Source organism: Terrihabitans rhizophilus, assembly GCF_033898525.1.
GTDB lineage: Bacteria > Pseudomonadota > Alphaproteobacteria > Rhizobiales > Methylopilaceae > Flaviflagellibacter > Flaviflagellibacter rhizophilus.
Window position 1 is genome coordinate 143298 of the sequence record NZ_JAXAFJ010000005.1, and the last position, 22720, is coordinate 166017.

Sequence of the window (22720 nt, forward strand, 5' to 3'; positions counted from 1 at the left end):
GCGCTAACAGCCCTTCCTAAGTGAAGGCATTCACGCACCATGGCGGCCCGATGCTCGACGATGCACCCTTGAAACTGCTGGCGTTCGACGCCGAAGACCTGAAGGTTCTCTCCGTCCACCTTCAGGACGCTGAACTCACGACCAGCGATCTGATCTACCTTCCGCGCGAGAGGCGGTTCGCCTTCGCAGCCGACCGCTTCGATTGGGAAGCCTCCGTGTCCGGAAAGGGCACGCGGCGGCGCCGCACGGCCGTGCATTTCGAGGGCGTGACGGCGGTTCGCTCCCGAGGGGTGGACACGGCGAAGAAGGACCAGGCGCTCACGCTTCTTGCGCTCGCATTCGAGCCCGGCGAGGCCCCTGGCGGCTCCGTTCACCTGCTGTTTCTCGACGGCGCCTGTGTGAAGCTCGACGTCGAATGCCTTGAGGCAGCCTTCAAGGATCTCGGGCCGACCTGGACCTGCAGCTGCTGCCCCAGCCATCCCGAAGCCGACGAACCTGCCAAAGCCGAGGTCGCCTGACATATGGCCGTTTTGCTCGATGCTGGCGCGCATGATTTCGAAGCACGCTTTTCCGCCCTGCTGGGCGCGAAGCGCGAGAGTGCCGAAGACGTTGATTCCGCCGTGCGTGACATCATTGCTGAGGTGCGTTCGCGCGGCGACGAGGCCTTGTGCGAGTTCACGCGCCGGTTCGACCGCTTCGAGATAACGCCGGCGCAACTGCGCGTCACCGACGCCGAGATCGACGCCGCTTGCGCCGAGTGCAGCGCCGAAACGCTGGAGGCCCTGGGCGTCGCACGCGACCGCATCGAGAGCCATCATCGCCGCCAGCTTCCGCAGGATGAGCGGTACACCGACGCGCTGGGCGTGGAACTCGGTCATCGCTGGACCGCGGTGGAAGCCGTTGGGCTCTACGTTCCCGGAGGCACGGCTGCCTATCCGTCTTCGGTGCTCATGAACGCGATCCCGGCCAAGGTGGCGGGCGTGCCTCGCGTGGTCATGGTGGTGCCCACGCCGGACGGAAAGCTGAACCCGCTCGTTCTGGCGGCCGCTCGTCTTGCGGGCGTGGATGAGATCTACCGCGTGGGTGGTGCGCAGGCCGTCGCCGCGCTGGCCTATGGCACCGACACGATCAAGCCGGTCGCGAAGATCGTCGGACCGGGCAATGCCTGGGTGGCCGCGGCCAAGAGGCGCGTATTCGGCGTGGTCGGCATCGACATGATCGCTGGCCCCTCCGAGGTCGTGGTGGTCGCGGATGGCGATGCGAACCCGGAATGGGTGGCCGCCGATTTGCTCGCGCAGGCCGAACACGACACCGCTGCGCAAGCCATCCTCATCACCGATTCGCCCGCGCTCGCGGCTGCGGTCGAGAAGGCGGTTGCGCATCAGCTCGCAGTGCTGCCGCGCGGAAACATCGCCGGCGCGAGCTGGGCCGAGCACGGGGCGATCATCCTTGTTCCGGACCTGGACGCCGCAGTGCCGCTCGTGGATCGGCTGGCCCCGGAGCATCTCGAAATCGAGACGCCGGATGCGGACGCCCTGGCCGCCAAGATCCGCAACGCCGGTGCGATCTTCCTGGGCTCGCACACGCCGGAAGCCATCGGCGACTATGTCGGTGGTTCGAACCATGTGCTGCCCACCGCCCGGTCCGCCCGCTTCTCCTCCGTGCTGTCGGTGCTGGATTTCGTGAAGCGCACCTCGATCCTGAAATGCTCGCCGAGTTCACTGGCGACGCTCGGCATTTCGGCGATCCGGCTCGCGGAAGCCGAGGGCCTTCAGGGCCATGCCCGCTCCGTGTCCATCCGGCTCGAGAACGCCTGATGGACAGCGGCGGCGCCGGGGATGACTTGTCCCGCGACCGCCTGGTCTCGGTCGAGATCGACGAGCGGTCATTGGGTGCGGCGAGCGCCGAGGCCGAGCACGAATGCGAGGTCGCGATCTACGACCTTCTCGAGGAAAACAGCTTCGCGGTAACGGGGCAGGATCTCGGACCCTACCGGCTGCGGCTGGCACTCGAGGGCGCGCGGCTGATGTTCGCCGTGAAGGACGAGGAAGGCCGCGATGTGGTGGCCCATTTCCTTGCTTTGGGTCCCTTCCGCAAGACAGTCACGGACTATGTGACGATCTGCCAGCGGCACTATGCGGCCATCCGCACGGCGTCTCCATCGCAGATCGAGGCCATCGATATGGGACGGCGCGGTCTCCACAACGAGTCGGCCACCATCGTGCGGGAGCGCCTGGCGGGGAAGATCGAGATTGACTTCGCGACCGCCCGCAGGCTCTTCACCCTTCTGGTTGCCCTGAACTGGGATGTCTGAACCGGGCGCGATGCTTGCTTCGATTTCAGCCCTCCCCATATGGGGATTGGTGCGCGGTGCCATCCGGCGTTGTTAAAACGCGCGTCTTTGATTAGGTTTCGCGCCTTCCACAAAGGTGTTCCCCTGGCAGACATGCCGGTGGGAGGTGCTTTGTCGTTTTCTGGAGCCGGTGCCGCGCATCGCGCGCCGCTCTAACAGCAGGTTTGCATGTCCAAAGAAGAACTGCTCGAGTTCCCGGGTGTTGTCTCCGAACTTCTGCCGAACGCGATGTTTCGCGTGAAGCTGGAGAATGACCATGAGATCGTCGCCCATACGGCGGGCCGCATGCGCAAGAACCGCATCCGCGTTCTGGCCGGCGACCGCGTTCTGGTCGAGATGACGCCTTATGACCTGACCAAGGGCCGTATCACCTACCGCTTCAAGTGACCGCGCCGCGGCGCCGTCCGCTGCCCAGCCGAGCGACGTCATGACCGGCCGTCCAAAACTTGTCCTCTCTTCCGCATCGCCTCGCCGACTCGCCCTGCTGGAGCAGATCGGCCTGCGGCCTGATGCGCTTCTTCCCGCCAGCATCGATGAAGAGCCGCTGCGGTTCGAGCGACCGCGGGCGCTCGCGGAGCGTCTGGCCGTGGAAAAGGCGCAGGCCTCACGGACGGTCGGGATTCAGGACGAGGCGTTGCGTGACGCGTTTTATCTCGCAGCCGATACTGTCGTCGCGCTGGGGCGCCGCATCTTGCCCAAGGCTGAGACCCTGGAAGACGCGGAGGAGTGCCTGGGCCTTCTCTCTGGCCGCGCCCACAGGGTCTACACCGCAGTCAGCATGATCACGCCGAGCGGCAAGCAGCGCAGTCGCGTCGTGGAGAGCCGCGTCCGCTTCAAGCACCTCTCCCATCGCGAGATGGAAAGCTACCTCGCCTCGCGGGAATGGGAAGGCAAGGCCGGCGGGTATGCCATTCAGGGAATCGCAGGCAGCTTTATCGTGCGGCTGGTCGGATCCTACACCGCCGTGGTTGGCCTGCCTTTGTACGAGACGCACAACCTGCTGACCGGAGAAGGACTCCAGGTGCACGAGGGCTGGCGCAACCCGTTGGAAGGTGTCTCGTGAGCAGCCGCGCTCCCGCTGGCGGCAAATCCTGCCCCATCTGCGGAAAGCCGGCCGCGCCGGACCATCGCCCCTTCTGCTCGACGCGCTGCGCGGACGTGGACCTGAACCGCTGGCTCAGTGGCGCCTACCGTGTCGAAACCGACGAGCCGCCGTCGGATGCGACATCTTCGTTACAAGAAGGCGAGGAAGCGTCTGGACAGGCGCCGCGACGCTTCTTATAAGGCCCCCACTCGAACGGGCAGCGCCCGCTTCGGCGCCCAGGTAGCTCAGTTGGTAGAGCATGCGACTGAAAATCGCAGTGTCGGCGGTTCGACTCCGTCCCTGGGCACCATTTCCCTTCCCCCCGTCCGAAACCGACCTGCAGACCGACAGCGGACGTCGCTACGGCCTGACCATAAGCTCGAACCACGTTCGCCAAGCTGCTGCAGCGGCTGCTGGCGGATCACGAGCTGAACGGAAAGCGGGAAAGCTGTTCCCAAGGGCCGCCGAGATAGCGCCACAGCAGCAGGCCACGCGCCTTGATCGTGAAGGGCTCGAACCCTTCCGATAACCGGTTCAGCAATAGCCGGGCCTCTTCCGGAGTGACCTTGTTCTGGATCGTCACATGCGGGCGGAAGGCTTGCTGGTCCTGTGCGCCGAGCTTGTCCTGCCAGTGTGCCGCCAATGCTTTCCGAACCGCCGCCAGCTGCTCCGAGTTCAGTGTGAAGGCCACGCCGCGTCCGAGCGAGCGAAGGCCGGTGACCGGCAGCTCGAACGCCGCCTGCTGCTCGCAGAGCGCCTTGAGCACTGCCTCGACCGCGGGAAGTTCCTGGCCCGGCAGATGATGGAACAGGGTCAGATGGGCTGGGATCAGGTTCCGCTCGACGGGGAAGTGGGCGCGTCGCAAAGCGTCGAAGCTGGCCGACGATTCGTCGTCCATCCACAAGGTCAGGATCAGAGGATCGGACACCGGCCCCGCTGCGCCGCCAACACTCACCGGAACCTCATCCACAGCGGTCTGGCCGCCGATTAACGGAAACGAAGGGGAAGTTAACGGGGGTTAACCCGGCATTAACCATTAGGGGCCGTAATCCATAACAGAAGATTAAGGACAGCGGTCTTGAGCGGCATCACCACGTCACGGCAGGCTCTGCGTTTCAAGGGCAAATCCTATCTGGCGCTCGTGCTGACGCCGGAAGCTCCGCTCGAGGCATGGCTTGAGGATCTGCTGGATCTCAGCACGCGTTCGCCCGGCTTTTTCACCACGCGTCCCGTGGTGCTGGACCTGAGCGATGCCGGCCTTCCGCCCAAGGACGTGAAGGCGCTGATCAACGCGCTGGACCGCATGGGCATCCGTGTCATGGGCATCGAGGGCGCACGTCATCTCAAGCTGCCGGCCGGGATGCCGCCGGTGCTGAATGGGGGCCGCAAGACCGGCGATGTGGAGGCGCAGGAGGAAACGGCATCCTCACGCGCGCCGAAGACGGGATCCATGATCGTGGAGAACGTCCGCTCCGGCCAGAGCATCGCCAATGGTGATGGCGACATCACCGTCATGGGTTCGGTGGCCTCGGGTGCCGAAGTCATCGCCGCCGGCTCCGTCCACATCTACGGCGCCCTGCGCGGCCGCGTCATCGCGGGCGCCTATGGCAATCCGCATGCCCGCATCTTCGTCAAGAAGCTGCAGGCCGAGTTCCTGGCCATCGACGCCGTCTACCTTGCAGCGGAGGGCATCGACCCTGAGCTGATGGGCCAGTCGGTGCAGATCTGGTCCGAAGACGACACCATCAAATTGAGCAATTTGCGCTGAATACGCAGGAGATAGCCGTCATGGGCGAGGTAGTTGTAGTTACATCGGGCAAGGGCGGCGTCGGAAAGACGACGACCACTGCAGCTCTCGGTGCGGCTCTGGCCGCCGCCGGCGATACGGTGGTGGTCATCGACTTCGACGTCGGTCTTCGCAACCTCGATCTCGTGCTCGGTGCCGAGCGCCGGGTGGTGTTCGATTTCATCAATGTCATCCAGGGGCATGCCAAGCTCTCGCAGGCCCTGATCCGCGACAAGCGGCTCGAGAACCTGTGGCTGCTGCCGGCCTCCCAGACGCGCGACAAGGATGCGCTGACGGAAGAGGGCGTTGCCATCGTCATCAACGAACTGCGCGCGCGCTTCGACTGGGTCATCTGCGACAGCCCGGCCGGCATCGAGCGTGGTGCGGCTCTCGCCATGCGCCATGCCGACGTCGCCGTTGTCGTCAGCAATCCCGAAGTGTCCTCGGTCCGCGATTCCGACCGCATCATCGGCCTGCTCGACGCCAAGACTGAGCGCGCCGAGCGCGGGGAGTTCATCCCGAAATACCTGCTGCTCACCCGCTATAATGCCGCCCGCGCCAGCCGCGGCGACATGATGGCCGTGGAAGACGTGCTGGAAATCCTGTCGATCCCGCTGCTGGGCATCATTCCGGAAAGCGACGAAGTGCTTCGCGCGTCGAACCTTGGCACGCCCGTCACGCTGAACAGCCCCACCAGCAAGCCGGCCATGGCCTATGCCGAGGCGGCCCGCCGCCTGCGCGGCGAAAACCTCGATGCTGTGCAGATCCCCGTCGAGAAGCAGGGCCTGTTCAACAAGCTCTTCGGCCGGAGGGCGGCATGAACATCCGCAGCCTTTTCACCCGCGGCAAAACAGCGGCCACAGCACGCGACCGGCTCCAGATCCTGCTCGCGCATGAGAAGACCGGCGGCCATGGCGGCGCCTCGCAACTGATCGTGGCGCTGCGCGAGGAAATCCTCGCGGCCATCGCGAAGCATGTCGACGTGGACCAGACAAAGGTCAACGTGAACATGAAGCGCGAGGACGACATGGCGATCATCGAGATCGACTTCGAAGTTCCGGAAGCGCAACTGCCGCAGGCACAGTACGCCCTCGCGGGCTGAGACTTCGCCCTCCTCGAACGGAGAGCGTCTTCTGCTTAGAAGCGGGGCTGGGAGTGATCCCGGCCCCGTTTTGCATCCGCAGAGTCAGGCCCTGCGAAGTGCCACGCCCTTTATCTGCGCGAAGACCTCCGCGCTGTCGGCGAGCGCGAGGTCAGTCCAGGATTTCCGCGTCACGCGCGCTACCAGCCGTGCGCCCGCGCCGTCCAACCCGAGACCCAGCACCGCCGCGACTTCGTGTTCGCCGGCCGCCGACGACGACAGCACCCGAGCCGGAAGGACGTTCAGGATGGTGCTTGGGCCGGGCACCTGCCGGCTCAGGCTGATGTCGCCGGCGCCCACCCGTATGCGTTTCCGGCTGCCGACAACCGCCGCCGTGCCGGGCGTGATGAAGCGGCCGCCATCCACCTCCAGCACCAGCAAACCATTTTCGGCATCATGCGCGACAACGCGCGCATCGAGGCTGACCGCCGCCTCACTGCTCGCCGCGAGCGGTAGTCCGGGATCGCTCTGCAGGTCGGCCAGCGGCCCAGAGGCAATGACGCGCCCGTTCTCCATCAGCACCAGATGGTCCGCGAGGCGTTCGATCTCCGCCATGTCGTGGCTGACATAGAGGATGGGCAAGCGCAGCGTCTCGTGCAGGCCTTCGAGGAAAGGCAGGATCTCGCTTTTCGTGGCGCGGTCGAGCGCGGACAGCGGCTCGTCCATCAGCAGCAGGCGAGGGTTCGACAATAGCGCCCGGCCCACGGCGACCCTCTGGCGTTCCCCACCTGAGAGATTGCGGGGCGCACGGTCGAGAAGATGAGCGATGCCGAGCAGGTCGGCGATCTCCGCCAGCTCCGGCCCTCCGGCGCCGGTTTTACCCGCGCCGAACAGAAGGTTGCGAGTCACCGACAGATGCGGGAACAGGCTCGCTTCCTGAAAGACATAGCCGATGGGCCGGCGATGCACGGGCACGAAGCGGTTGGCGTCCTGCCAGACCTCGCCCTCGATCCGGCACACGCCATCCGGCACCCTCTGAAGCCCTGCGATGCAGCGCAGCACGCTGGTCTTGCCGCAGCCGGAGGGGCCGAAAATGCCCGTGATCCCGCGCGCGGGGACGCTGAACTCCGCGTCCAGCATGAAGCGGCCGAGCAGACCGCGGAACCGGACCTCTATGTTTTCGATCATGTGTCAGACGCCCACGCGCGCCATGCGCTTGCCGAGAAGCGTCATCGCCAGAACGACGGTAAGCGCGAACACCACCATGCCGCCGGCCAGGATGTTGGCCTCGCGCCATTGCGCCGTTTCGACATAGTCGTAGATGGCGACGGACAGCACTTTCGTCTCGCCGGGAATGCTGCCGCCGATCATCAGCACCACCCCGAACTCGCCCACCGTATGGGCGAAGCCGAGCACGGCGGCGGTCAGGAAGCCGGGCAGCGCCATCGGCACCGCCACGGTCCAGAACGCGCGTAAGGGCGACGCGCGCAATGTGGCCGCCACCTCCAGAGGCCTGTCGCCCATAGCCTCGAAGGCGTTGCGCACCGGCTGCACCACAAAGGGCATGGAATAGAGCACGGAGCCGATCACCAGACCCTCGAAGGTGAAGGCGAGCGTACGCGCGCCCCACAATCCGGCGATGGGCCCGCCCACGCCGTTGGGCCCAAGGGCGACCAGAAGGTAGAAGCCGAGCACCGTGGGCGGCAGGACGAGCGGCATCGCCACCACGGCGGCCACCGCCTCCTTCCACCATGCGCGCGAGCGGGCAAGCCACCAGGCAAGCGGCGTCCCCAGCACCAGGAGGACCAGCGTAGTAATGGCGGCGAGTTCCACCGTGAGGCGAACCGGCTGCCAGATATCGGGAGGGAGACCGAGCATCGCGATCTCAGTCGACGACGGCGTAGCCGTACTTCTCGATGACGGCGCGCGCTTCGGCCGATTTCAGGAAGTCCATGAATGCCGTGGCCGCCTCATTGCCCGCGCCCTTCTTCAGCAGCACGGCGTCCTGCCGGATCGGCTCGTACAGATCCTGCGGCACGTTCCAGCTAGAACCGGCCTTGCCCACGATTTGCGAAAGGGCGACGAAGCCCACTTCCGCATTGCCCGTCTCGATGAACTGGAAGGCCTGAGCGATGCTGTTGCCCTGCACGATCTTCGGCGCCAGCATCTCGTAGAGCCCGAGCGCCTTCATGGTCTCCACGGCGGCCGCGCCATAAGGAGCGGCGGTGGGATTGGCGATGGAGATCTTCTGGAACGTGCCGACCTTCAGCGTGTCCTCACCCTTCACGGCACCCACGTCCTTGCTCCACAGCACCAGCTTGCCCACCGCGTAGGTGAAGACGCTGCCGTCCACGCCCAGTTCGTCCTTGACGACCTGCGTGGGACGATCGTCATCGGCCGCGAGGAACACCTGGAACGGCGCATCCTGCCGGATCTGGTTGTAGAACTGGCCGGTCGAGCCGAAGCTGAGCACGGCAGTGTGGCCGGTCCTGTCCTTGAAAGCGGTGGCGATCTCCTTGGCCGCTTCGGTGAAATTCGCGGCGACGGCCACATTCGTCTCGGCGGCGAGGGCGGGCGCCGAGGCGAGCCCGGCGGCGAGACCGATGACGGCTGTGAACGTGCGCAAAAGCTTCATGGCAGGAGGTCTTTCGGGTCAATCGATGGCGATGATGACGTGCGCGGCATCGAACAGCGCGCAGGCCTCCGCACACTCAGTCAGGTCGAGCGCCTCGGCGCTGCGTGCGGAGATGGTGGCTGCAAGCGTGCGGTCGTCGCCGATGTCGAGCACGATTTCGGCGCTGACGGAGGTGGTCTCGCAGCGCCGCACCGTGCCGGGAATGCAGTTGCGCATCGAGACGAGGGGCGGCGTCGTACCCGGCGCGATGATGACGAAAGGCGCCTTTATGAGGAGGACGACCTGCCGGCCCTCGACGAGGCCGAGATCCCGCACGCTGCCGTTCGTCACAAGAGCGTGGATCGTAGTCGTCGCGGTCACCTGCACCGCGATCTCGGCCATAAGAGCGTCGGAGGTTATCGCCGTCACCGTGCCGCGGAGGGCATTGCGCGCGCTGGTCCGCATCAGAAATCCAGACATCAGGTTGAGGGGCGAGACGCCGGTGCCGGAAAGCTCCGGCTCTAGGGCGCGGACGACACGCGCCATCTCGGCTTCCATCCGGTGGAAGGCGGCGATCACGCGCAGGCCGGTCGGGGTCAGGTGGGCGCCGCCACCGGCTTTGCCTCCGGCGCGGGCCTCTATGAGCGGCTGGCCGAACAGATTGGCCATGGCGTCCAGCCCATCCCAGGCGGCCTTGTAGGTGATGCCGATGTGGCGGGCGCCTGCCGAGATGCTGCCTTCGCGCGCCACCGCCTCGAGCAGGCGGATGCGGTCGCGCCCGACATTGGGCGCTTCGCTGCTGCGCAAGGTGACGAGGGCTTCGATGGACATCCGCAGCTTCTGGTTCGCTATGTTGTGAAACTATATAGCGCCGCTCATCCTCGACTCTCAAGTCCCCTACGAAAAACGCCCGCGGCAGGTGCCGCGGGCGCTCTATGAAGCTCAGCGAAGAAAGCCGAAGAGGCTCAGGCCTCTTCTTCGAAGGTCACCGCCACATTGGCGTTCGCCGAGAGGCGTACCTTATCGCCTTCGACTTCGGCGACGAGGCTGCCGGGAATGTAGTGATGATGGCCCTTATGAGAGCCTTCGCCGCTGTCCTTCTTCGTCAGCTTGATGCGGTCGCCTTCCACATGGTCGACCGTACCGACATGCGCGCCATCGGCGCCGATGACTTCCATATGTTCCTTGATGCTGTCGAGATGAGCCATCTGCGGGCCTCCTGTGTTGTCCTGCGAGAACGCCGGGACGGACGAAAGGATGCATGCGCTGCGGACGACACGGGTCAGCGCAGATCGACGCCCTCGAAGATGTGGCGTCCCAGCGGATCGATGAGGAAACCCGCGACCTCTTTTCGCGCGGCCATCAGCACCACGGAATGGGCCAGCGGCACCCAGGGCGCCTGATCCTTGAACACCTTCTGCGCCTGCCCGTAGAGCGCGGAGCGCTCCGCCTGGATCGCGGTCAGCTTGGCGCGGGTGACCAGGGCATCATAGGAAGGGTCGCACCAGCGCGCGACATTGCTGCCTCCGGGACGCGCCGAGAGACAGCTCAGAAGCACCTGCAGGAAGTTGTCGGGATCGCCATTGTCGCCGGTCCAGCCGAACAGGGCCATGGTGTGCTCGCCGGCCTGCAGCTTTGTCCGGTAGGCCGACCATTCGTCGGTGGCGAGGCGCAGCCGCACGCCCACCCGCGCGAGGTCGGCCTCCAGCATCTCCGCCACGCGGCGGCCATCGGGAATGTAGGGCCGGCTCACGGGCATGTACCAGAGGTCGGTCTCGAAGCCGGCCGGAAATCCGGCTTCCGCCAGAAGACGCCGCGCACCATCCGGATCGTAAGGGTAGTCCTGCACGCTGTCGTCATAGGACCAGAGCGTCGGCGGTATGGGGTTCTTGGCCACCGCACCCACGCCGCCATAGACCGACTCGATGATGGCCTTCTTGTCGACGGCCATGTTGATGGCGCGGCGCACGCGCGCATCGTCGAAGGGCGGCTTCAGGGTGTTGAACGCCATGTAGCCGATGTTCAGGCCTTCCTGCCGCAGCAGGACCAGGGAGGGGTCGGCCGTAATCCCCGCGACATCGTCTGGGCTGGGGAATGCCATCACGTGGCACTCGCCGGCCTTCAGCTTGGTCAGCCGCACCGTGGCGTTGGGGGTGATCGAGAACACCAGATTGTCGAGCGGCTGACTGCCGCGCCAGTAGCCGGGAAAGGCGCGGAACCGCACCGCCACGTCGCGCGTGAAGCCGGCGAACATGAACGGCCCCGTGCCGATCGGCTGCGTGTCCAGAAGATCGGGCGTGCCGGCCTTCTCCAGCGCGGCCGCGTATTCGGCCGAGTAGATGGCCGCGAACGGCATGGCCATGTCCGCCAGGAACGGCGCCTCGGGCCGGGCGAGCCGGATGCGGACCGTATGGTCGTCCACCTTGTCGATGGATTGCAGCAGATCGGGCATCCCCATATCGCCGAAATAGACGAAGCCGGAGACGGTGGCGGGCTCCCGGGATTTCCACTGCCGCGTCAGCGAAAAGACCACGTCGTCGGCGTTCATCTCGCGCGTCGGCTGGAAGGTCTTGCTGGTGTGGAACCGCACCCCGCGTCGCAGGTGGAAGATGTATTCCTGCCCGTCCGGCGAAACCGTCCAGCGCTCTGCCAATGCGGGCACCAGTTCCGAGGTGCCGGGCGTGAATTCCACGAGATTGTTGAAGATGGGGCGGGTGGCGTTCATGCCCGTGGTGGTCGTCGCCATGTGCGGGCTGAGCGTCTCTGGATTGCCTTCCGAGCAGAAGACCAGTGTCTTGGACCACGCAGCGGGAGCGGAGAAGGCGAGGGCAGCGCACGCGGCGAGAACGATGAGGCGCACGGGGATATCCTCTCAGGTTGTCGGAAGGTGGCGCTCGGCTGGGACGCCCAAGGCCAGTGGAAGATCGAGGATGAACCGGGTGCCGCCGCGCGGCGGGCTGTCGATGGCGATGCGCCCCCCGAGCGTTCCCGTGACGAGATTGTAGACGATGTGCAGGCCAAGTCCCGTGCTGCCGAGACCGCGCCGGGTGGTAAAGAAGGGCTCGAACACGCGTGACAGGTCTGCGTCCGGGATGCCGCGCCCGTCATCGGAGAAGGTGATCCGCACCCGGCCCTTGCCGCTCCGGGTCACGGTCAGCCGCATCGCACCGGGCGTTCCGTCCTCGAAGGCATGGGCGATGGCGTTGGTGATGAGGTTGGTGAAAACCTGTGCCAGGGCACCGGGATAGGTATCGGCCTGTATGCCTTCGGGACAGGTGAGGAGGAGTTCGTGTCCGCTCCGCCGCAAGACAGGCCCGAGGCTAGTCAGGAGTTCATCGAGCCATGTCTTCAGGTCGAAGCTTCGCCGCTCGCCGCTCGCCTGATCCGCCGACACCTGCTTGAAGCTGTGCACCAGATCGGCCGCGCGCCGCAGGTTGGACGACAGAAGGCCGGCGCCCTCCGTCATCCGCGTCACGAAGCGCTGCAACTCAGACCGCCGCAACTGGCCGGAGGCGGCGCTGTCGCCGAAGCGCCGCACCTCATCCTCCACCACGCTTGCGGTGGTGAGGGCGATGCCCACGGGCGTGTTGATTTCATGAGCCACGCCGGCAACGAGGCCGCCAAGGGAGGCGAGCTTTTCCGCCTGCAGAAGGCTGTCCTGCGTGTGCCTGAGCTCGTCCAGAGCCGCGTCCGCACGGTTCTTCGCCTCGCGAAGGGCGGTCTCGCGGCGGCCGATCTCGGTGACGAAGAAATTTGCGGCACGCGCCATGTCGCCCAATTCGTCGCGCCGCGTCGCTTCCGGCAGATGCGCCGTGCCGGGATCTTCCGCGAGCGCCAGCATCCGATGCTGGAGGCGCTTCAGCGGCCGGGTGATCGAACCCGCGACATGAAGGGCGAAAGCCGAGCCGAGCAGAAGACCAATGGCAGCCCCGACGATCAGGAGTTGCCGCACGGAGTGCCCGATGCTTTCCGCGTGTTCGGTGAACATGCGGTTCAGCGCGCGCGCACCGTCGCTCATCGCCACGGCGCTTCGATCCATGTCCTCGATCATGACGTTCTGGCTGCGCAGGCCCTCGGTGGCGCGCGACAGGCCGGCGCGCCACTGGTCCATGGCGTCGATCATCTCGGTCTGGATCAGGGGTGAGATCGGCAGTTCGGCGATGGTGTAGGAGAGCCGGGCGCTCTCCTCGATCAGGCGTGCTGTCGTCTGCGGGTTGCGTTCGGCCAGGGCTTCCGTGGTCTGCTGGCCGAGCTTCAGGGTGGAGATCGCGATGTTCTGCGTGGCCTGCTCGGTTTCGGAGGCGCGCACGGTGTAGGAGAGAAGCTGCGCCATCTCCTCGTGCACGGCGCGCTGGCGGGTCGAGCCGACCTTCAGCATACGCTCCGCCCAGGTCAGGATGTCGCGCGCGGCGGATCCTGCTGCGGGCGCGAGCGCCTGTCCCGTCAGTGCGCTGTCGTAACGTGCGACGAGGCCGGCGATCTCCTGCGCCTGAGCCGCCTGCGCATCACCGTTCAGGCGAGCCGAGAGCTCGTTGCCCACGAGGGCGAGGCGCGACAGCAGGAAATCCAGCCTTTGCCGTCCGTCGAGCGGGCCATCCTTTTCCCCTTCGCCGAGCCTCATCAGTTCCAGCTCGGAAACATTGCCGCGGAGTTCCTGGGCGCTGCCCACCAGTTCCCTCGTGGCGCGCAGTTTCCGGTCACGCTCGGCCAGCGAGGAGAGGATGTCGGTGTTCGAGGTGTGCTGACGGGCGCGTGCATCGTCCGTGAGGTGGATCAATGAGGCCGCCCGGTCGTCCATGTCCGCTGCGAGGAGGTCGTTTCGCACGGAGAGCCGCGTGAAATCCCTCATTCGCGAGACATACTGGTCCAGCGCCTGCCGCACATCGGCCGTCGCCGCCTTGCGCTGCGGATCCACGGCAAGGTCCGACAAGGCTGCAAGGTCGCTCGCGGCCTGGCCGGAGAGCTCGTTGAAGCGCGCGATATGCCGGCCACGGTCGAAGCGGGAGGCGTGCACATAGGCGTCGCGTGCCGTCACCGCCAGTTCGAGATTGCGGTAGACGCTGCCACCGAGAACGGCGGCGTTGCGGACGCGGTCCGCCTCGCCCAGCAGCAGCCAGGCCGCCAGTGCTATGCCGGCGGCAACCACGATCGGGATCGCCCCGACGACAATGATCCTGTAGGCGATGCGCATTCCGGGCCCCGTGCGAACTTCGCGCGGCGCGACGTCCGGTGCAACCTCTGCTGGAGCCCGGAACAGCGTGGGTTCGAACGGTTTCAGCGGTTGGCCGTCTGGATCACCGGGCGTGACAGCAGCACGGAACCCGTCGGTCCGGATGCGCGGGCGATGGTGATGACGCGGCTCGGCCGTGCCGTGTTGGTGTCCAGCCCGGAGATCCGGCAGGCCTGCGGGCCATTCGGCCATTCACGCCCGCACAGCTCCCGCACATCGGCGAGGTCCGTCTTGCCCGCACGGGCCACACCGGCATAGGTGCCGAACTCGCGGAAAGCGGTCTCGACGCGGGTGGATGGCTGGACGCCGTAGCCGAATCCGGCCGCGGGGAGGGGCAGCATCGTCGCCGCAACAAGGCTGGCGGAAACGGAGAAGGCGCCCGAGGCAAGTGCAAGTTTGAAGAAGAAGTCCATGGCCGCCCCCTAGCTGCCGCCTGTCGATGACGAGGTGTTAAGCCGTCACTGTTTCCGGCGTTTTGCTTGGGCACCCGGCATGTGTTTCGTCGTGGCCGCAGCCATGAAATAAATGGATCAGGTCTCTCTTTCGTCGGGGCAGAACATATAGCCGGCGCCACGCACTGTGCGGATGATGCGGGGATTGCCCGGTTCCGGCTCGATCTTGCGGCGGATCCGCGTCACGCGCACGTCGATGGCCCTGTCGAAGGCGTCGACATCCCGGGCGTTGGCAACATCCAGAAGGAACTCGCGTGACAGCACCCGGCGCGGATGATCGGCGAAGGCCTTGAGGAGGTTGAACTCGGACGCGGTGAGGGACTGCTCACCGCCATCGGCATCCCGAAGCGTGCGCCGGTCGATCTCCAGCCACTTCGTGCCTATGCGGATTGCCGGCGTCCCTCCGGCGGGCGCGGGGGGACTTGCGCCGCCGGAGCTGCGCCGCAGCACGGAGCGGATGCGCGCCAGGAGCTCCCGCAATTCGCAGGGCTTTGCGAGGTAATCATCCGCGCCCAGTTCGAGGCCGACCACCCGGTCGATCGGGCTCGCGGTCGCCGTAAGCATGATGACCGGTGTCCCACCATTCGCCTTCAGGTGGCGGATGATCGAAAGCCCATCCTCCTCCGGCATGTTGAGGTCCAGCACCACCAAATCCGGCTGCTTGCGCGCCAGCCCCGCACGAAGGGATGCGCCGCCGTCGAACAGCTCCACCGCGAAGCCGTGCAGCCCGAGATATTCGCCCGTCATATCGCGGGCGGCCTTTTCGTCATCGACGACGAAGATGGTCTGCGTCCCGCTCATGCCGGCGGCCCTTCCAGGGGAAGGATCATCGTGAAGCAGGCACCCGTGCCAGCGTGGGCGCTTCCGGCGACGATGCGGCCATGGTGCAGGTCCACGATGCGCTTGACGATGGACAGCCCAAGCCCGCTGGAGCTCTCGCCCGCGGTGGGCTTGGCCGACAGCCGCTGGAACCGGCCGAACAGCCGCTCGGTGTCCTCAGGAGACAGGCCCGGACCGCTATCGGTGATCCGGACCACGGCATCGGACGTGCCTCGGTCCACCTCCAGCACGATCCTGCCGCCGACCGGCGAATACTTGATGGCATTGCTGACAAGGTTGTCGAGCGCCTCTCGCAGCCGGTCGGGATCTCCGAGGACGGCGCAGGGGTCGGCCGGCAGCATCCGCATGTCCTGCTGCTTGCGTTCGGCGCCCGGCCGGTTTGTTTCCAGCACCTCGCGCGCCAGCGCCGTGAGGTCGAACCGCGCGGGGCGCAACGTCATGGCCTGTGCTTCGAGCAGCGCGTCCGCGATCAGTTGATCCACCATGCCGACCAGCCCGCGTACCGCGTCCCGTATATGGCCGATCTGGTCATGCGCCCGCTGCACCGGAACCGGGGACATTTCGATGATCTCGGACAGGATCTCGGCCCGGCCCTGAACCACGCTGAGCGGGTTCTTCAGGTCATGGGCGATGACGCCGAGGATCTCGTTCTTGAATGCATTGGCGTCGCGCAGCCGCGCCCATTGCTCCTGCAGTCTTCCGTTCGCTTCCGAGAGATCGCGCGTGCGCTCTGCCACGCGGCGCTCCAGTCCGGCATTGGCGTCCTGAAGCCGCTGGTAGAGGGCGACATTGTCGAAGGCGATCGAGAGGCGCGCGCAGAACACGCCGACAAGCGCACGGTCGGTGTCCGACAAGCTCCGCCCGGATTCCAGGAGCACCACCAGTTCGCGGCCTGTCCCCGTGCCGACATAAAGGACCGAGCGGCCATCGGAGAACACATGCTTGCGGCCGCAGAAGCCGCTGTCGATCAGGGCGCGAAGATCTTCCTCCAGGCCTTCATGCCGGAGATTGGCCATGTCGCTGTAGCAACCGGAGCCGGCCAGAACGAGAAAGCCCTTGTCGCTGGCCTGCTCCCTGACCACGAGGATGCCGACGCATTCCGCATCGATGAGGGTGGCCAGTTGGGTCAGCACGCCTTCGGCGAGACGCTGCATGGAGTTGAAGTCGAACAGCGTGGGTGCGGCGTCGATGATGATCTCGAGCCCGCGCCTGGTTTCAACGAGCTTCTTCAACTGCTCGTAGCTGCGCAGCGCCGCCGTGATCGTCGTGAACATCTTGTCGGCGGTGAGCTCTGTCTTCGCCTTGTAGTCGTTGATGTCGTAATCGACGATCACGCGCTGTTCGGGAGCCTGTCCGGGCTGGCCCGTGCGCAGGATGATGCGGACGATCTCGTTACCGAGGTCGCGGCGGACGAACTCGACGAAGTCGAGACCGGCATTGTCCGTCTCCATCACGACGTCGAGCAGCAGGATCGCCACGTCCCGATGCGCCCGCAGCAGATCCCGGGCCTCGGCGGCCGTGTGGGCGGCCAGCAGCTCAAGGCCTCGGCCGTTCAGCGAGAATTCGGAGAGGACGAAGCGGGTGGCGCTGTGCACCGCTGGATCGTCGTCCACCACGGCGATCTTCCACGGCGGCAGCAAGCCCACGGAGGGCGCGGGACCGTCTCCGTCCTCGATCAGCGTTACGAATTCGGCTTCGCCCATCTCCGCCCCCCGCAGACGCAAGCCGACGATCATTACCGTCTTGCGCCCCTGAAATCTATCAGGGGTTGCGGCGAGAAGAAGCGGGGAACCGGCCTGACTGCAGGAGGTTATCCCCGCGAGTACATCCAGGAGAGTCGAGCCATGGGCGACAAGGATCTGAAGGCGCTGCTGCTGCATCAACTGCGCGACACGTTCTACGCCGAGAACGCGATCATCAAGGCGCTGCCGAAGATGGCGGAAGCGGCAAGCTCCGAAGAACTCAAGGGCGCCCTGGCGGTGCATCTTGAGGAGACGAAGAACCATGTGGAGCGGCTGCGCCAGGTGTTAGACCTGCTCGGCCAGAAGGCAGAGGGCGAGCAGTGCCCCGCGATGGATGGCATCATCGAGGAGGGGCAGGAGATCATGTCCTCCTTCGCCGGTGGCGAGGCTCTGGATGCCGGTCTCATCGCGTCCGCGCAGGCGGTCGAGCACTATGAGATCACGCGCTACGGCACCATGCTGGCATGGGCACGGCAGATGGGCCTCTCCGAAATCGAGGATCTCCTGCGCGAGACCCTGATCGAGGAAGAGAACACCGACGAACTGCTGTCGGAACTGGCCGAGGATGCCGTGAACCCGCAGGCGGCCTGACGCGGCTGTAGAATTACGAATTGTGGGAGGGCTGCCGGGCAACCACCTGCAGCCTGCCCAATCGGGTTCTGTACGACAGGAGCACGTCTATGATGAACGATCAGGATCGCGCGGCGATCGATGGCCTCTTCCAGAAGCTGGGTCAGGTCAGCCGGCAGGGCGTTGCGCGGGATCCCGAGGCCGAAAGGCTGATCGCGGCGCGCATCGCGGAGATGCCGGGCGCTGCCTATTACATGGCGCAGACCATCATTGTTCAGGAGCAGGCGCTCAAGCAGGCCGAGCAGCGTCTCGAGGAAGCAGAGAGCGCACCTCCGGCGCAGTCCAGCGGTGGCGGCGGCTTCCTCTCCTCGATCTGGGGCAACAGCAACCGGGCTGATCCGCGTCCAGCCACCCCGATGGGCCGCGGCTCCGTGCCGAATTCAGGAGTCGGCTACAACGCGCCCGGAGCAGCGCCCGGATTTGGCGCTGGCGCCGGTGCGCCCGGGATGGCCGCACGCGGCGGTGGCGGCTTCCTTGCCGGCGCGGCTCAGACAGCCATGGGTGTTGCGGGCGGCGTTCTGCTCGGCAGTGCGATCGGCAGCATGTTCGGTGGCGGCAACGAGGCGCAGGCCGCGACAGGTGCGGCAGGGGCCACGCCCGCTGCCGACACCGGCAGCGGCGCTGAAGATGCAGGCGGAGGGATCGAGCAGGCGTCCGATGAGGGCGGCGGCGGCGGCCTCTTCGACGGCTTCTTCGGCGGCGGAGACGATTCCGGCGGCTTCGGCAGCGAAGACATCTAGCCCGGCTGCAAGGAACGCGACTGAGGGGCCCCACGGCCCCTCAGTTATATTGAAGGTGCCGCGGGCACAGTCCTGCGTCTTCGCGCGTTTTCCTGTCATGGTCTTGGCGCATGCTGCGTGCATGCTGGAGGGCTTGGATGGCAGGAGGGGATGACGACCGCATGAGCACTGAGGGAAGCACCATTCCCGCGCGGCGGTTCGCTCGTCTCAGGAGGCCGCGCCGCAAACGGGTCACCGCGACCAAGATGTCAGAGGTGCTGCTCGAACTTGCTCGTGACGAAAGCCACGATGAGGTTTCCGTGCGCGACCTGCTGGTCGCCATGCGGCATCGCGCGATCGGCGCCCTGATGCTTGTTTTCGCTTTTCCCAACATCTTGCCCACCCCGCCCGGGACATCGAGCGTGCTTGGCGCTCCGCTCGTGTTCCTGGCCGCGCAGATGATGCTCGGCCGGCCACCATGGCTGCCGAGGTTCATCACCCGCAGGGCACTAAGCCGCTCGGACTTCTCGAAGTTCGCCGAGAAGGCGGCCCCGTGGCTCGGCAAGGCCGAGCGCCTGTTGCGACCCCGCCTTCCGGTGCTCACCGGCCCGCCCTTCGAATATGTGGTCGGAGGCATATCCCTCCTGCTGTCGATTATCCTGCTGCTGCCGATCCCGCTTGGCAACATGCCCCCGGCCCTGGCCATCGTGCTGTTCGCGCTTGGTACGCTGGAGCGCGACGGCGTGTGGATCATCGCCGGGCTGGTCACCAGCGTGGTCTCCGTCTTCATCGTTTCCGGCGTGCTCTACGCCATGGTTCAGAGCTGCTGGTATCTGCTAACCGGCTATCTTGGCTTCTGAAACCATCCGTTAAGCGGGCATTAACCATAGGAGGGCAAAGGTTAACGGCGCCGAACAGGTGCTTTGCGGAACCCACGACGGGCGGCGTGCGGAATGACGATGAATCCCTCCCTTCGCTGTGCAGTGCTTGCAGTCGCCGGACTTGTCCTGGCGGGTTGCGGCGGAGCACGCCAGGGCCCCACGCTCACCAGCCAGTTCACCCAGGTCACGGCAACAGAGGCTTTCGCAAGCCTGCCGCCGGGTGCACCGGAGACTGTCGCCGTCATCCAGAAGAACTTCCGAAATGCCCGCTCGCAGGACATCATCCTGTCGACGGTCTCACGGACGCCCGGACAGAACCGCCTTACCGTAAGCATGTTCGGCCCCATGCCGGACAATACGGGCTCGGACAATGTGCTGCCGAACCCAATCGATACGATACCGGAACTTGGCGTGGAGGTCCGCAAGGAATTCCAGACGGTTCCGATGCAGATCTCGACCTATTTCGTACAGAACAAGTATGGCCCGTTCGGGTATGCCATGGGGCGGCCGGCTCCCGGCGAGCTCTGCATGTATGCGTGGCAGCGGATCACCCAGACCAGCGGTCCCAACGTCAATCTGTTCTTCACGACGCGCGGCGCCATCGTGGTGCGCATGCGCATCTGCGAGACGGGAGCGACCGAGTCCAGCCTGATTGCGCTGATGTACGGCTACGTCATCAACGCCACCTTCACCGAGGGCAACTGGAATCCCTATGGCACGCCGGTGCAGATCGACCACGATCTCGGCAAGGCGGGCGGCGACCCGGTGACTCCGATCGGTCTCCTGGGCGACGCGACCGTTCTGGAAGGCGTAGTCGGTCCGGCTCCTGAAACGGTTGTCACGCGTCGCAGTTCAGGTGCCATCTACAAGGATGCCGAACTGCGCCAGCCAAACGAGCGCAACTCCTGGCGCCCGGGTGCGGCATCGGCTCCGCAGGAGCCCGAGCGGGACTATTCGGGCTATGCGAGCGTGCCGCCGCCGCCGGGAGGCAACTAGAAGTGGCATGCGCGTCGCATCCACCGCTGCGCGCGGCAGAAATATTAACCCGCATACGAGAGTTTGACCGGCAAGGATCCTTGCACGGTGGGTGCGGACGCGCATCCCGGGGCGAAACCAGATGTTGCTGAGAATTTTCCTCGCCCTGACTTGGTTGGTGTGCGCGGCGGCAGTGATTTTCCTCATCACGCTGCCCATCAGCCTGCAATCCCATCTGATCGCCGGCACCTTCGTCGTCGCCATCATGATCGTGCTGAAGGCGGTCGGCGCGGGCGGCGTGTGGCGCATCATCTCCCTTTGCCTGGGCACCGCCATCGTGCTGCGCTACGCCTACTGGCGTACGACGAGCACCCTGCCGCCCATCAACGAGCTGGAAGACTTCATTCCCGGCCTGCTGCTCTACCTAGCCGAGATGTACAGCGTGTTCATGCTGTTCCTGTCGCTGTTCGTGGTGGCACGCCCGCTGAAGGAAGGGCAGGTGGCTCCGCCGACCAAGACCTTCCCGATGGTCGATGTTTTCGTGCCGACCTACAACGAGGAAGCCAGCCTGCTGACCTCGACGCTCGCCGCGGCGCAGGCCATGGACTATCCCAAGGACCGCTTCAACGTATGGCTGCTGGACGACGGCGGCTCCGACCAGAAGTGCAATTCGAACAATGCCGAGGAAAGCGAGGCGGCACGCGAGCGCCGTGCCGAGCTTCAGGCTCTCTGCGAAAACATGGGTGCGCGCTATCTGACCCGCGCCCGCAACGTTCATGCCAAGGCCGGCAATCTTAACAACGGGCTCGAGAACTCGACCGGTGAACTGGTGGCGGTGTTCGACGCCGACCATGCTCCGGCACGCGACTTCCTGAAGGCGACCGTCGGCTATTTCGAGCACGACCCCAAGCTCTTCCTCGTCCAGACGCCGCACTTCTTCATCAATCCCGACCCGGTGGAGCGTAATTTGCGCACCTTCCAGGTGATGCCGTCCGAGAACGAGATGTTCTACGGCATCATCCAGCGTGGCCTGGACAAGTGGAACGCCGCGTTCTTCTGCGGGTCGGCGGCGGTGCTAAGCCGCGAATGCCTGAAGGTCACGAACGGCTTCAGCGGCGTCTCCATCACCGAGGACTGCGAGACCGCGCTGGAACTGCATTCGCGCGGCTACAACAGCATCTATGTCGACCGCCCGCTGATCGCGGGCCTGCAGCCTGCCACCTTCGCCAGCTTCATCGGCCAGCGCACCCGGTGGGCGCAGGGCATGATGCAGATCAACATGTTCCGCTTCCCGCCCCTGAAGCGTGGCCTGACGATCGCGCAGCGGCTTTGCTACATGTCCAGCACGATGTTCTGGCTGTTTCCCATCGCCCGGATGATCTTCCTCGTCGCGCCGTTCTTCTATCTGTTCTTCGGGCTGGAGATCTTCACCGCGTCGGGGCCTGAATTCATGGCCTATACGTGGACCTACATCCTCGTGAACCTGATGATGCAGAACTACCTCTACGGGTACTTCCGCTGGCCATGGATTTCCGAGCTCTACGAGTTCATCCAGTCAGTCTACCTGTTCCCCGCGCTGATCTCGGTGATGCTCAATCCTCGTCGCCCCACCTTCAAGGTGACCTCGAAGAACGAGGATCTCCAGACGGCGCACATCTCTGAACTCGGCCGGCCCTTCTACATCATCTTCGCACTGCTGCTGGTCGGTGTCGGCGTCACCATCTGGCGCGTGATCGCGCATCCCTACGAGGCGGACGTCACGCTCGTCGTCGGTGCGTGGAACATCCTCAATCTCATCATGGCGGGCTGCGCGCTGGGCGTTGTGTCCGAGCGCACCGACCCCAGGCACAGCCACCGCGTCAACGTGCAGCGCCGCGCGGAATTCCTGTTCGGCGATCAGGTGGTGCCCGCCACCATCGAGGACGTGTCCTATGGCGGCGCAAAGATCCGCTTCGGCAGCGCCAAGCGCCTGCAGGGGCTTGCCTCGGGCGCCATCGCCACCATCCGCTTCCAGCCTCATGGGCAGGAGGAGATGAAGGAGCTTCCGCTGCGGGTGCGCACCATGACGCACGAGGACGGCGTGTTCCTGGGCACGCAGTTCATGCCGGGAACGGCCGAGCATCACCGCCTCATCGCAGACCTGATCTTCGCGAACTCCGACCAGTGGACGCAGTTCCAGCGCTCGCGGCGCCGCAATCCGGGCATCCTTCGGGGCACGTTCTGGTTCCTCGGCACGGCGTTCTGGCAGACCGGTCGCGGGCTCGTTTATCTGGTCCGTGCCATGCGGCCCCGGCATGCGGAAGCCGGCGCCACGGCCAGTTCGGGGCACTGAC

The 22720-nt window shown here is 65.5% G+C and carries 25 protein-coding genes and 1 tRNA gene; 15 read left to right on the forward strand and 11 right to left on the reverse strand.

The features are described from left to right. The first annotated feature begins 50 nt into the window (after positions 1-50). The 7 genes from SCD90_RS10215 (at position 51) to SCD90_RS10245 (ending at position 3747) form a co-directional block, all read left to right on the forward strand. The gene (locus SCD90_RS10215; protein WP_319844574.1) at positions 51-518 is read left to right on the forward strand and encodes a DUF2948 family protein; all 468 of its coding nucleotides are present in this window, start codon (positions 51-53) and stop codon (positions 516-518) included. A gap of 3 nt (positions 519-521) precedes the next feature. Further along, on the forward strand, positions 522-1817 hold the full coding sequence (hisD, locus tag SCD90_RS10220; protein WP_319844575.1) for a histidinol dehydrogenase: 1296 nt from the start codon (positions 522-524) through the stop codon (positions 1815-1817). Further along, the gene (locus SCD90_RS10225) at positions 1817-2314 is read left to right on the forward strand and encodes a UPF0262 family protein (protein ID WP_319844576.1); all 498 of its coding nucleotides are present in this window, start codon (positions 1817-1819) and stop codon (positions 2312-2314) included. Before hisD ends, SCD90_RS10225 begins: the two co-directional genes overlap by 1 nt. A gap of 207 nt (positions 2315-2521) precedes the next feature. Next, on the forward strand, positions 2522-2740 hold the full coding sequence (infA, locus tag SCD90_RS10230) for a translation initiation factor IF-1 (protein WP_319844577.1): 219 nt from the start codon (positions 2522-2524) through the stop codon (positions 2738-2740). 40 nt (positions 2741-2780) lie between these two features. After that, positions 2781-3416, forward strand: a complete 636-nt coding sequence (locus SCD90_RS10235) for a Maf family nucleotide pyrophosphatase (RefSeq protein WP_319844578.1) — start codon at positions 2781-2783, stop codon at positions 3414-3416. Beyond that, positions 3413-3637, forward strand: coding sequence for a DNA gyrase inhibitor YacG (gene yacG / locus SCD90_RS10240; RefSeq protein ID WP_319844579.1), 225 nt, complete (start codon positions 3413-3415; stop codon positions 3635-3637). Before SCD90_RS10235 ends, yacG begins: the two co-directional genes overlap by 4 nt. A gap of 34 nt (positions 3638-3671) precedes the next feature. Continuing rightward, positions 3672-3747 (forward strand) — tRNA-Phe (locus SCD90_RS10245). A 111-nt stretch (positions 3748-3858) separates the two neighbouring features. Here the strand turns inward: SCD90_RS10245 and SCD90_RS10250 are convergent. Next, positions 3859-4335 carry a 2'-5' RNA ligase family protein gene (locus tag SCD90_RS10250; RefSeq protein ID WP_319844659.1) on the reverse strand — a complete coding sequence of 159 codons (477 nt, stop codon included), beginning with the start codon at positions 4333-4335 and terminating at the stop codon, positions 3859-3861. Between the two features lie 180 nt (positions 4336-4515). Here SCD90_RS10250 and minC point away from each other — a divergent pair, with 180 nt between their 5' ends. From minC to minE, 3 genes are read left to right on the forward strand one after another with little or no spacing between them, the layout of a single operon-like run. Beyond that, positions 4516-5205, forward strand: a complete 690-nt coding sequence (gene minC, locus SCD90_RS10255; protein WP_319844580.1) for a septum site-determining protein MinC — start codon at positions 4516-4518, stop codon at positions 5203-5205. Between the two features lie 20 nt (positions 5206-5225). Beyond that, positions 5226-6044 carry a septum site-determining protein MinD gene (gene minD, locus SCD90_RS10260; protein ID WP_319844581.1) on the forward strand — a complete coding sequence of 273 codons (819 nt, stop codon included), beginning with the start codon at positions 5226-5228 and terminating at the stop codon, positions 6042-6044. Continuing rightward, entirely contained in the window at positions 6041-6325 is a 285-nt protein-coding gene (gene minE, locus SCD90_RS10265; protein ID WP_319844582.1) for a cell division topological specificity factor MinE, read from the forward strand. Before minD ends, minE begins: the two co-directional genes overlap by 4 nt. 84 nt (positions 6326-6409) lie before the next feature. Here minE and modC read toward each other — a convergent pair whose 3' ends face one another. The 10 genes from modC to SCD90_RS10315 all read right to left on the reverse strand — a co-directional run bounded on the left by modC (position 6410) and on the right by SCD90_RS10315 (position 17143). Continuing rightward, complete coding sequence (modC, locus tag SCD90_RS10270) at positions 6410-7492, reverse strand: molybdenum ABC transporter ATP-binding protein (RefSeq protein ID WP_319844583.1); 1083 nt, start codon at positions 7490-7492, stop codon at positions 6410-6412. Between the two features lie 3 nt (positions 7493-7495). Next, positions 7496-8182 carry a molybdate ABC transporter permease subunit gene (gene modB, locus SCD90_RS10275; protein ID WP_319844584.1) on the reverse strand — a complete coding sequence of 229 codons (687 nt, stop codon included), beginning with the start codon at positions 8180-8182 and terminating at the stop codon, positions 7496-7498. A gap of 7 nt (positions 8183-8189) precedes the next feature. Next, positions 8190-8939 (reverse strand): molybdate ABC transporter substrate-binding protein, encoded by a 750-nt coding sequence (gene modA / locus SCD90_RS10280; RefSeq protein WP_319844585.1) that lies wholly within the window; start codon positions 8937-8939, stop codon positions 8190-8192. Positions 8940-8957: 18 nt separating this feature from the next. Beyond that, complete coding sequence (locus SCD90_RS10285) at positions 8958-9749, reverse strand: TOBE domain-containing protein (protein ID WP_319844586.1); 792 nt, start codon at positions 9747-9749, stop codon at positions 8958-8960. A 134-nt stretch (positions 9750-9883) separates the two neighbouring features. Continuing rightward, positions 9884-10126 (reverse strand): DUF2171 domain-containing protein, encoded by a 243-nt coding sequence (locus SCD90_RS10290; protein WP_319844587.1) that lies wholly within the window; start codon positions 10124-10126, stop codon positions 9884-9886. 74 nt (positions 10127-10200) lie between these two features. Beyond that, on the reverse strand, positions 10201-11784 hold the full coding sequence (locus tag SCD90_RS10295; RefSeq protein ID WP_425265674.1) for an ABC transporter substrate-binding protein: 1584 nt from the start codon (positions 11782-11784) through the stop codon (positions 10201-10203). Positions 11785-11790: 6 nt separating this feature from the next. Continuing rightward, positions 11791-14109 carry a sensor histidine kinase gene (locus SCD90_RS10300; RefSeq protein ID WP_319844589.1) on the reverse strand — a complete coding sequence of 773 codons (2319 nt, stop codon included), beginning with the start codon at positions 14107-14109 and terminating at the stop codon, positions 11791-11793. Positions 14110-14192: 83 nt separating this feature from the next. Next, a complete protein-coding gene (locus tag SCD90_RS10305) occupies positions 14193-14561 on the reverse strand; it encodes a hypothetical protein (RefSeq protein WP_319844590.1) in 369 nt (122 codons plus the stop codon). Positions 14562-14678: 117 nt separating this feature from the next. Continuing rightward, complete coding sequence (locus SCD90_RS10310) at positions 14679-15401, reverse strand: response regulator (RefSeq protein WP_319844591.1); 723 nt, start codon at positions 15399-15401, stop codon at positions 14679-14681. Continuing rightward, the gene (locus SCD90_RS10315; RefSeq protein ID WP_425265675.1) at positions 15398-17143 is read right to left on the reverse strand and encodes an ATP-binding response regulator; all 1746 of its coding nucleotides are present in this window, start codon (positions 17141-17143) and stop codon (positions 15398-15400) included. Before SCD90_RS10315 ends, SCD90_RS10310 begins: the two co-directional genes overlap by 4 nt. Before the next feature lie 141 nt (positions 17144-17284). On the opposite strand from SCD90_RS10315, the gene SCD90_RS10320 reads away from it, so the two are divergent. The 5 genes from SCD90_RS10320 to bcsA all read left to right on the forward strand — a co-directional run bounded on the left by SCD90_RS10320 (position 17285) and on the right by bcsA (position 22719). Further along, the gene (locus SCD90_RS10320) at positions 17285-17773 is read left to right on the forward strand and encodes a YciE/YciF ferroxidase family protein (RefSeq protein WP_319844593.1); all 489 of its coding nucleotides are present in this window, start codon (positions 17285-17287) and stop codon (positions 17771-17773) included. An 89-nt stretch (positions 17774-17862) separates the two neighbouring features. Beyond that, positions 17863-18552, forward strand: a complete 690-nt coding sequence (locus tag SCD90_RS10325; protein WP_319844594.1) for a DUF2076 domain-containing protein — start codon at positions 17863-17865, stop codon at positions 18550-18552. 161 nt (positions 18553-18713) lie between these two features. Continuing rightward, the gene (locus SCD90_RS10330) at positions 18714-19391 is read left to right on the forward strand and encodes an exopolysaccharide biosynthesis protein (RefSeq protein ID WP_319844595.1); all 678 of its coding nucleotides are present in this window, start codon (positions 18714-18716) and stop codon (positions 19389-19391) included. 93 nt (positions 19392-19484) lie between these two features. Continuing rightward, positions 19485-20408, forward strand: a complete 924-nt coding sequence (bcsN, locus tag SCD90_RS10335) for a cellulose biosynthesis protein BcsN (RefSeq protein ID WP_319844596.1) — start codon at positions 19485-19487, stop codon at positions 20406-20408. Positions 20409-20529: 121 nt separating this feature from the next. Continuing rightward, positions 20530-22719, forward strand: a complete 2190-nt coding sequence (bcsA, locus tag SCD90_RS10340) for a UDP-forming cellulose synthase catalytic subunit (protein ID WP_319844597.1) — start codon at positions 20530-20532, stop codon at positions 22717-22719. Position 22720 lies beyond the last annotated feature (1 nt).

Coding starts and splice junctions, on each gene's coding strand:
- SCD90_RS10215 (WP_319844574.1), top strand. CDS start 51: ATGCTCGACGATGCACCCTTGAAACTGCTGGCGTTCGACGCCGAAGAC.
- hisD (WP_319844575.1), top strand. CDS start 522: ATGGCCGTTTTGCTCGATGCTGGCGCGCATGATTTCGAAGCACGCTTT.
- SCD90_RS10225 (WP_319844576.1), top strand. CDS start 1,817: ATGGACAGCGGCGGCGCCGGGGATGACTTGTCCCGCGACCGCCTGGTC.
- infA (WP_319844577.1), top strand. CDS start 2,522: ATGTCCAAAGAAGAACTGCTCGAGTTCCCGGGTGTTGTCTCCGAACTT.
- SCD90_RS10235 (WP_319844578.1), top strand. CDS start 2,781: ATGACCGGCCGTCCAAAACTTGTCCTCTCTTCCGCATCGCCTCGCCGA.
- SCD90_RS10250 (WP_319844659.1), bottom strand. CDS start 4,335: ATGGACGACGAATCGTCGGCCAGCTTCGACGCTTTGCGACGCGCCCAC.
- minD (WP_319844581.1), top strand. CDS start 5,226: ATGGGCGAGGTAGTTGTAGTTACATCGGGCAAGGGCGGCGTCGGAAAG.
- minE (WP_319844582.1), top strand. CDS start 6,041: ATGAACATCCGCAGCCTTTTCACCCGCGGCAAAACAGCGGCCACAGCA.
- modC (WP_319844583.1), bottom strand. CDS start 7,492: ATGATCGAAAACATAGAGGTCCGGTTCCGCGGTCTGCTCGGCCGCTTC.
- modB (WP_319844584.1), bottom strand. CDS start 8,182: ATGCTCGGTCTCCCTCCCGATATCTGGCAGCCGGTTCGCCTCACGGTG.
- modA (WP_319844585.1), bottom strand. CDS start 8,939: ATGAAGCTTTTGCGCACGTTCACAGCCGTCATCGGTCTCGCCGCCGGG.
- SCD90_RS10285 (WP_319844586.1), bottom strand. CDS start 9,749: ATGTCCATCGAAGCCCTCGTCACCTTGCGCAGCAGCGAAGCGCCCAAT.
- SCD90_RS10290 (WP_319844587.1), bottom strand. CDS start 10,126: ATGGCTCATCTCGACAGCATCAAGGAACATATGGAAGTCATCGGCGCC.
- SCD90_RS10300 (WP_319844589.1), bottom strand. CDS start 14,109: ATGCGCATCGCCTACAGGATCATTGTCGTCGGGGCGATCCCGATCGTG.
- SCD90_RS10305 (WP_319844590.1), bottom strand. CDS start 14,561: ATGGACTTCTTCTTCAAACTTGCACTTGCCTCGGGCGCCTTCTCCGTT.
- SCD90_RS10310 (WP_319844591.1), bottom strand. CDS start 15,401: ATGAGCGGGACGCAGACCATCTTCGTCGTCGATGACGAAAAGGCCGCC.
- SCD90_RS10315 (WP_425265675.1), bottom strand. CDS start 17,143: ATGGGCGAAGCCGAATTCGTAACGCTGATCGAGGACGGAGACGGTCCC.
- SCD90_RS10320 (WP_319844593.1), top strand. CDS start 17,285: ATGGGCGACAAGGATCTGAAGGCGCTGCTGCTGCATCAACTGCGCGAC.
- SCD90_RS10325 (WP_319844594.1), top strand. CDS start 17,863: ATGATGAACGATCAGGATCGCGCGGCGATCGATGGCCTCTTCCAGAAG.
- SCD90_RS10330 (WP_319844595.1), top strand. CDS start 18,714: ATGAGCACTGAGGGAAGCACCATTCCCGCGCGGCGGTTCGCTCGTCTC.
- bcsN (WP_319844596.1), top strand. CDS start 19,485: ATGACGATGAATCCCTCCCTTCGCTGTGCAGTGCTTGCAGTCGCCGGA.
- bcsA (WP_319844597.1), top strand. CDS start 20,530: ATGTTGCTGAGAATTTTCCTCGCCCTGACTTGGTTGGTGTGCGCGGCG.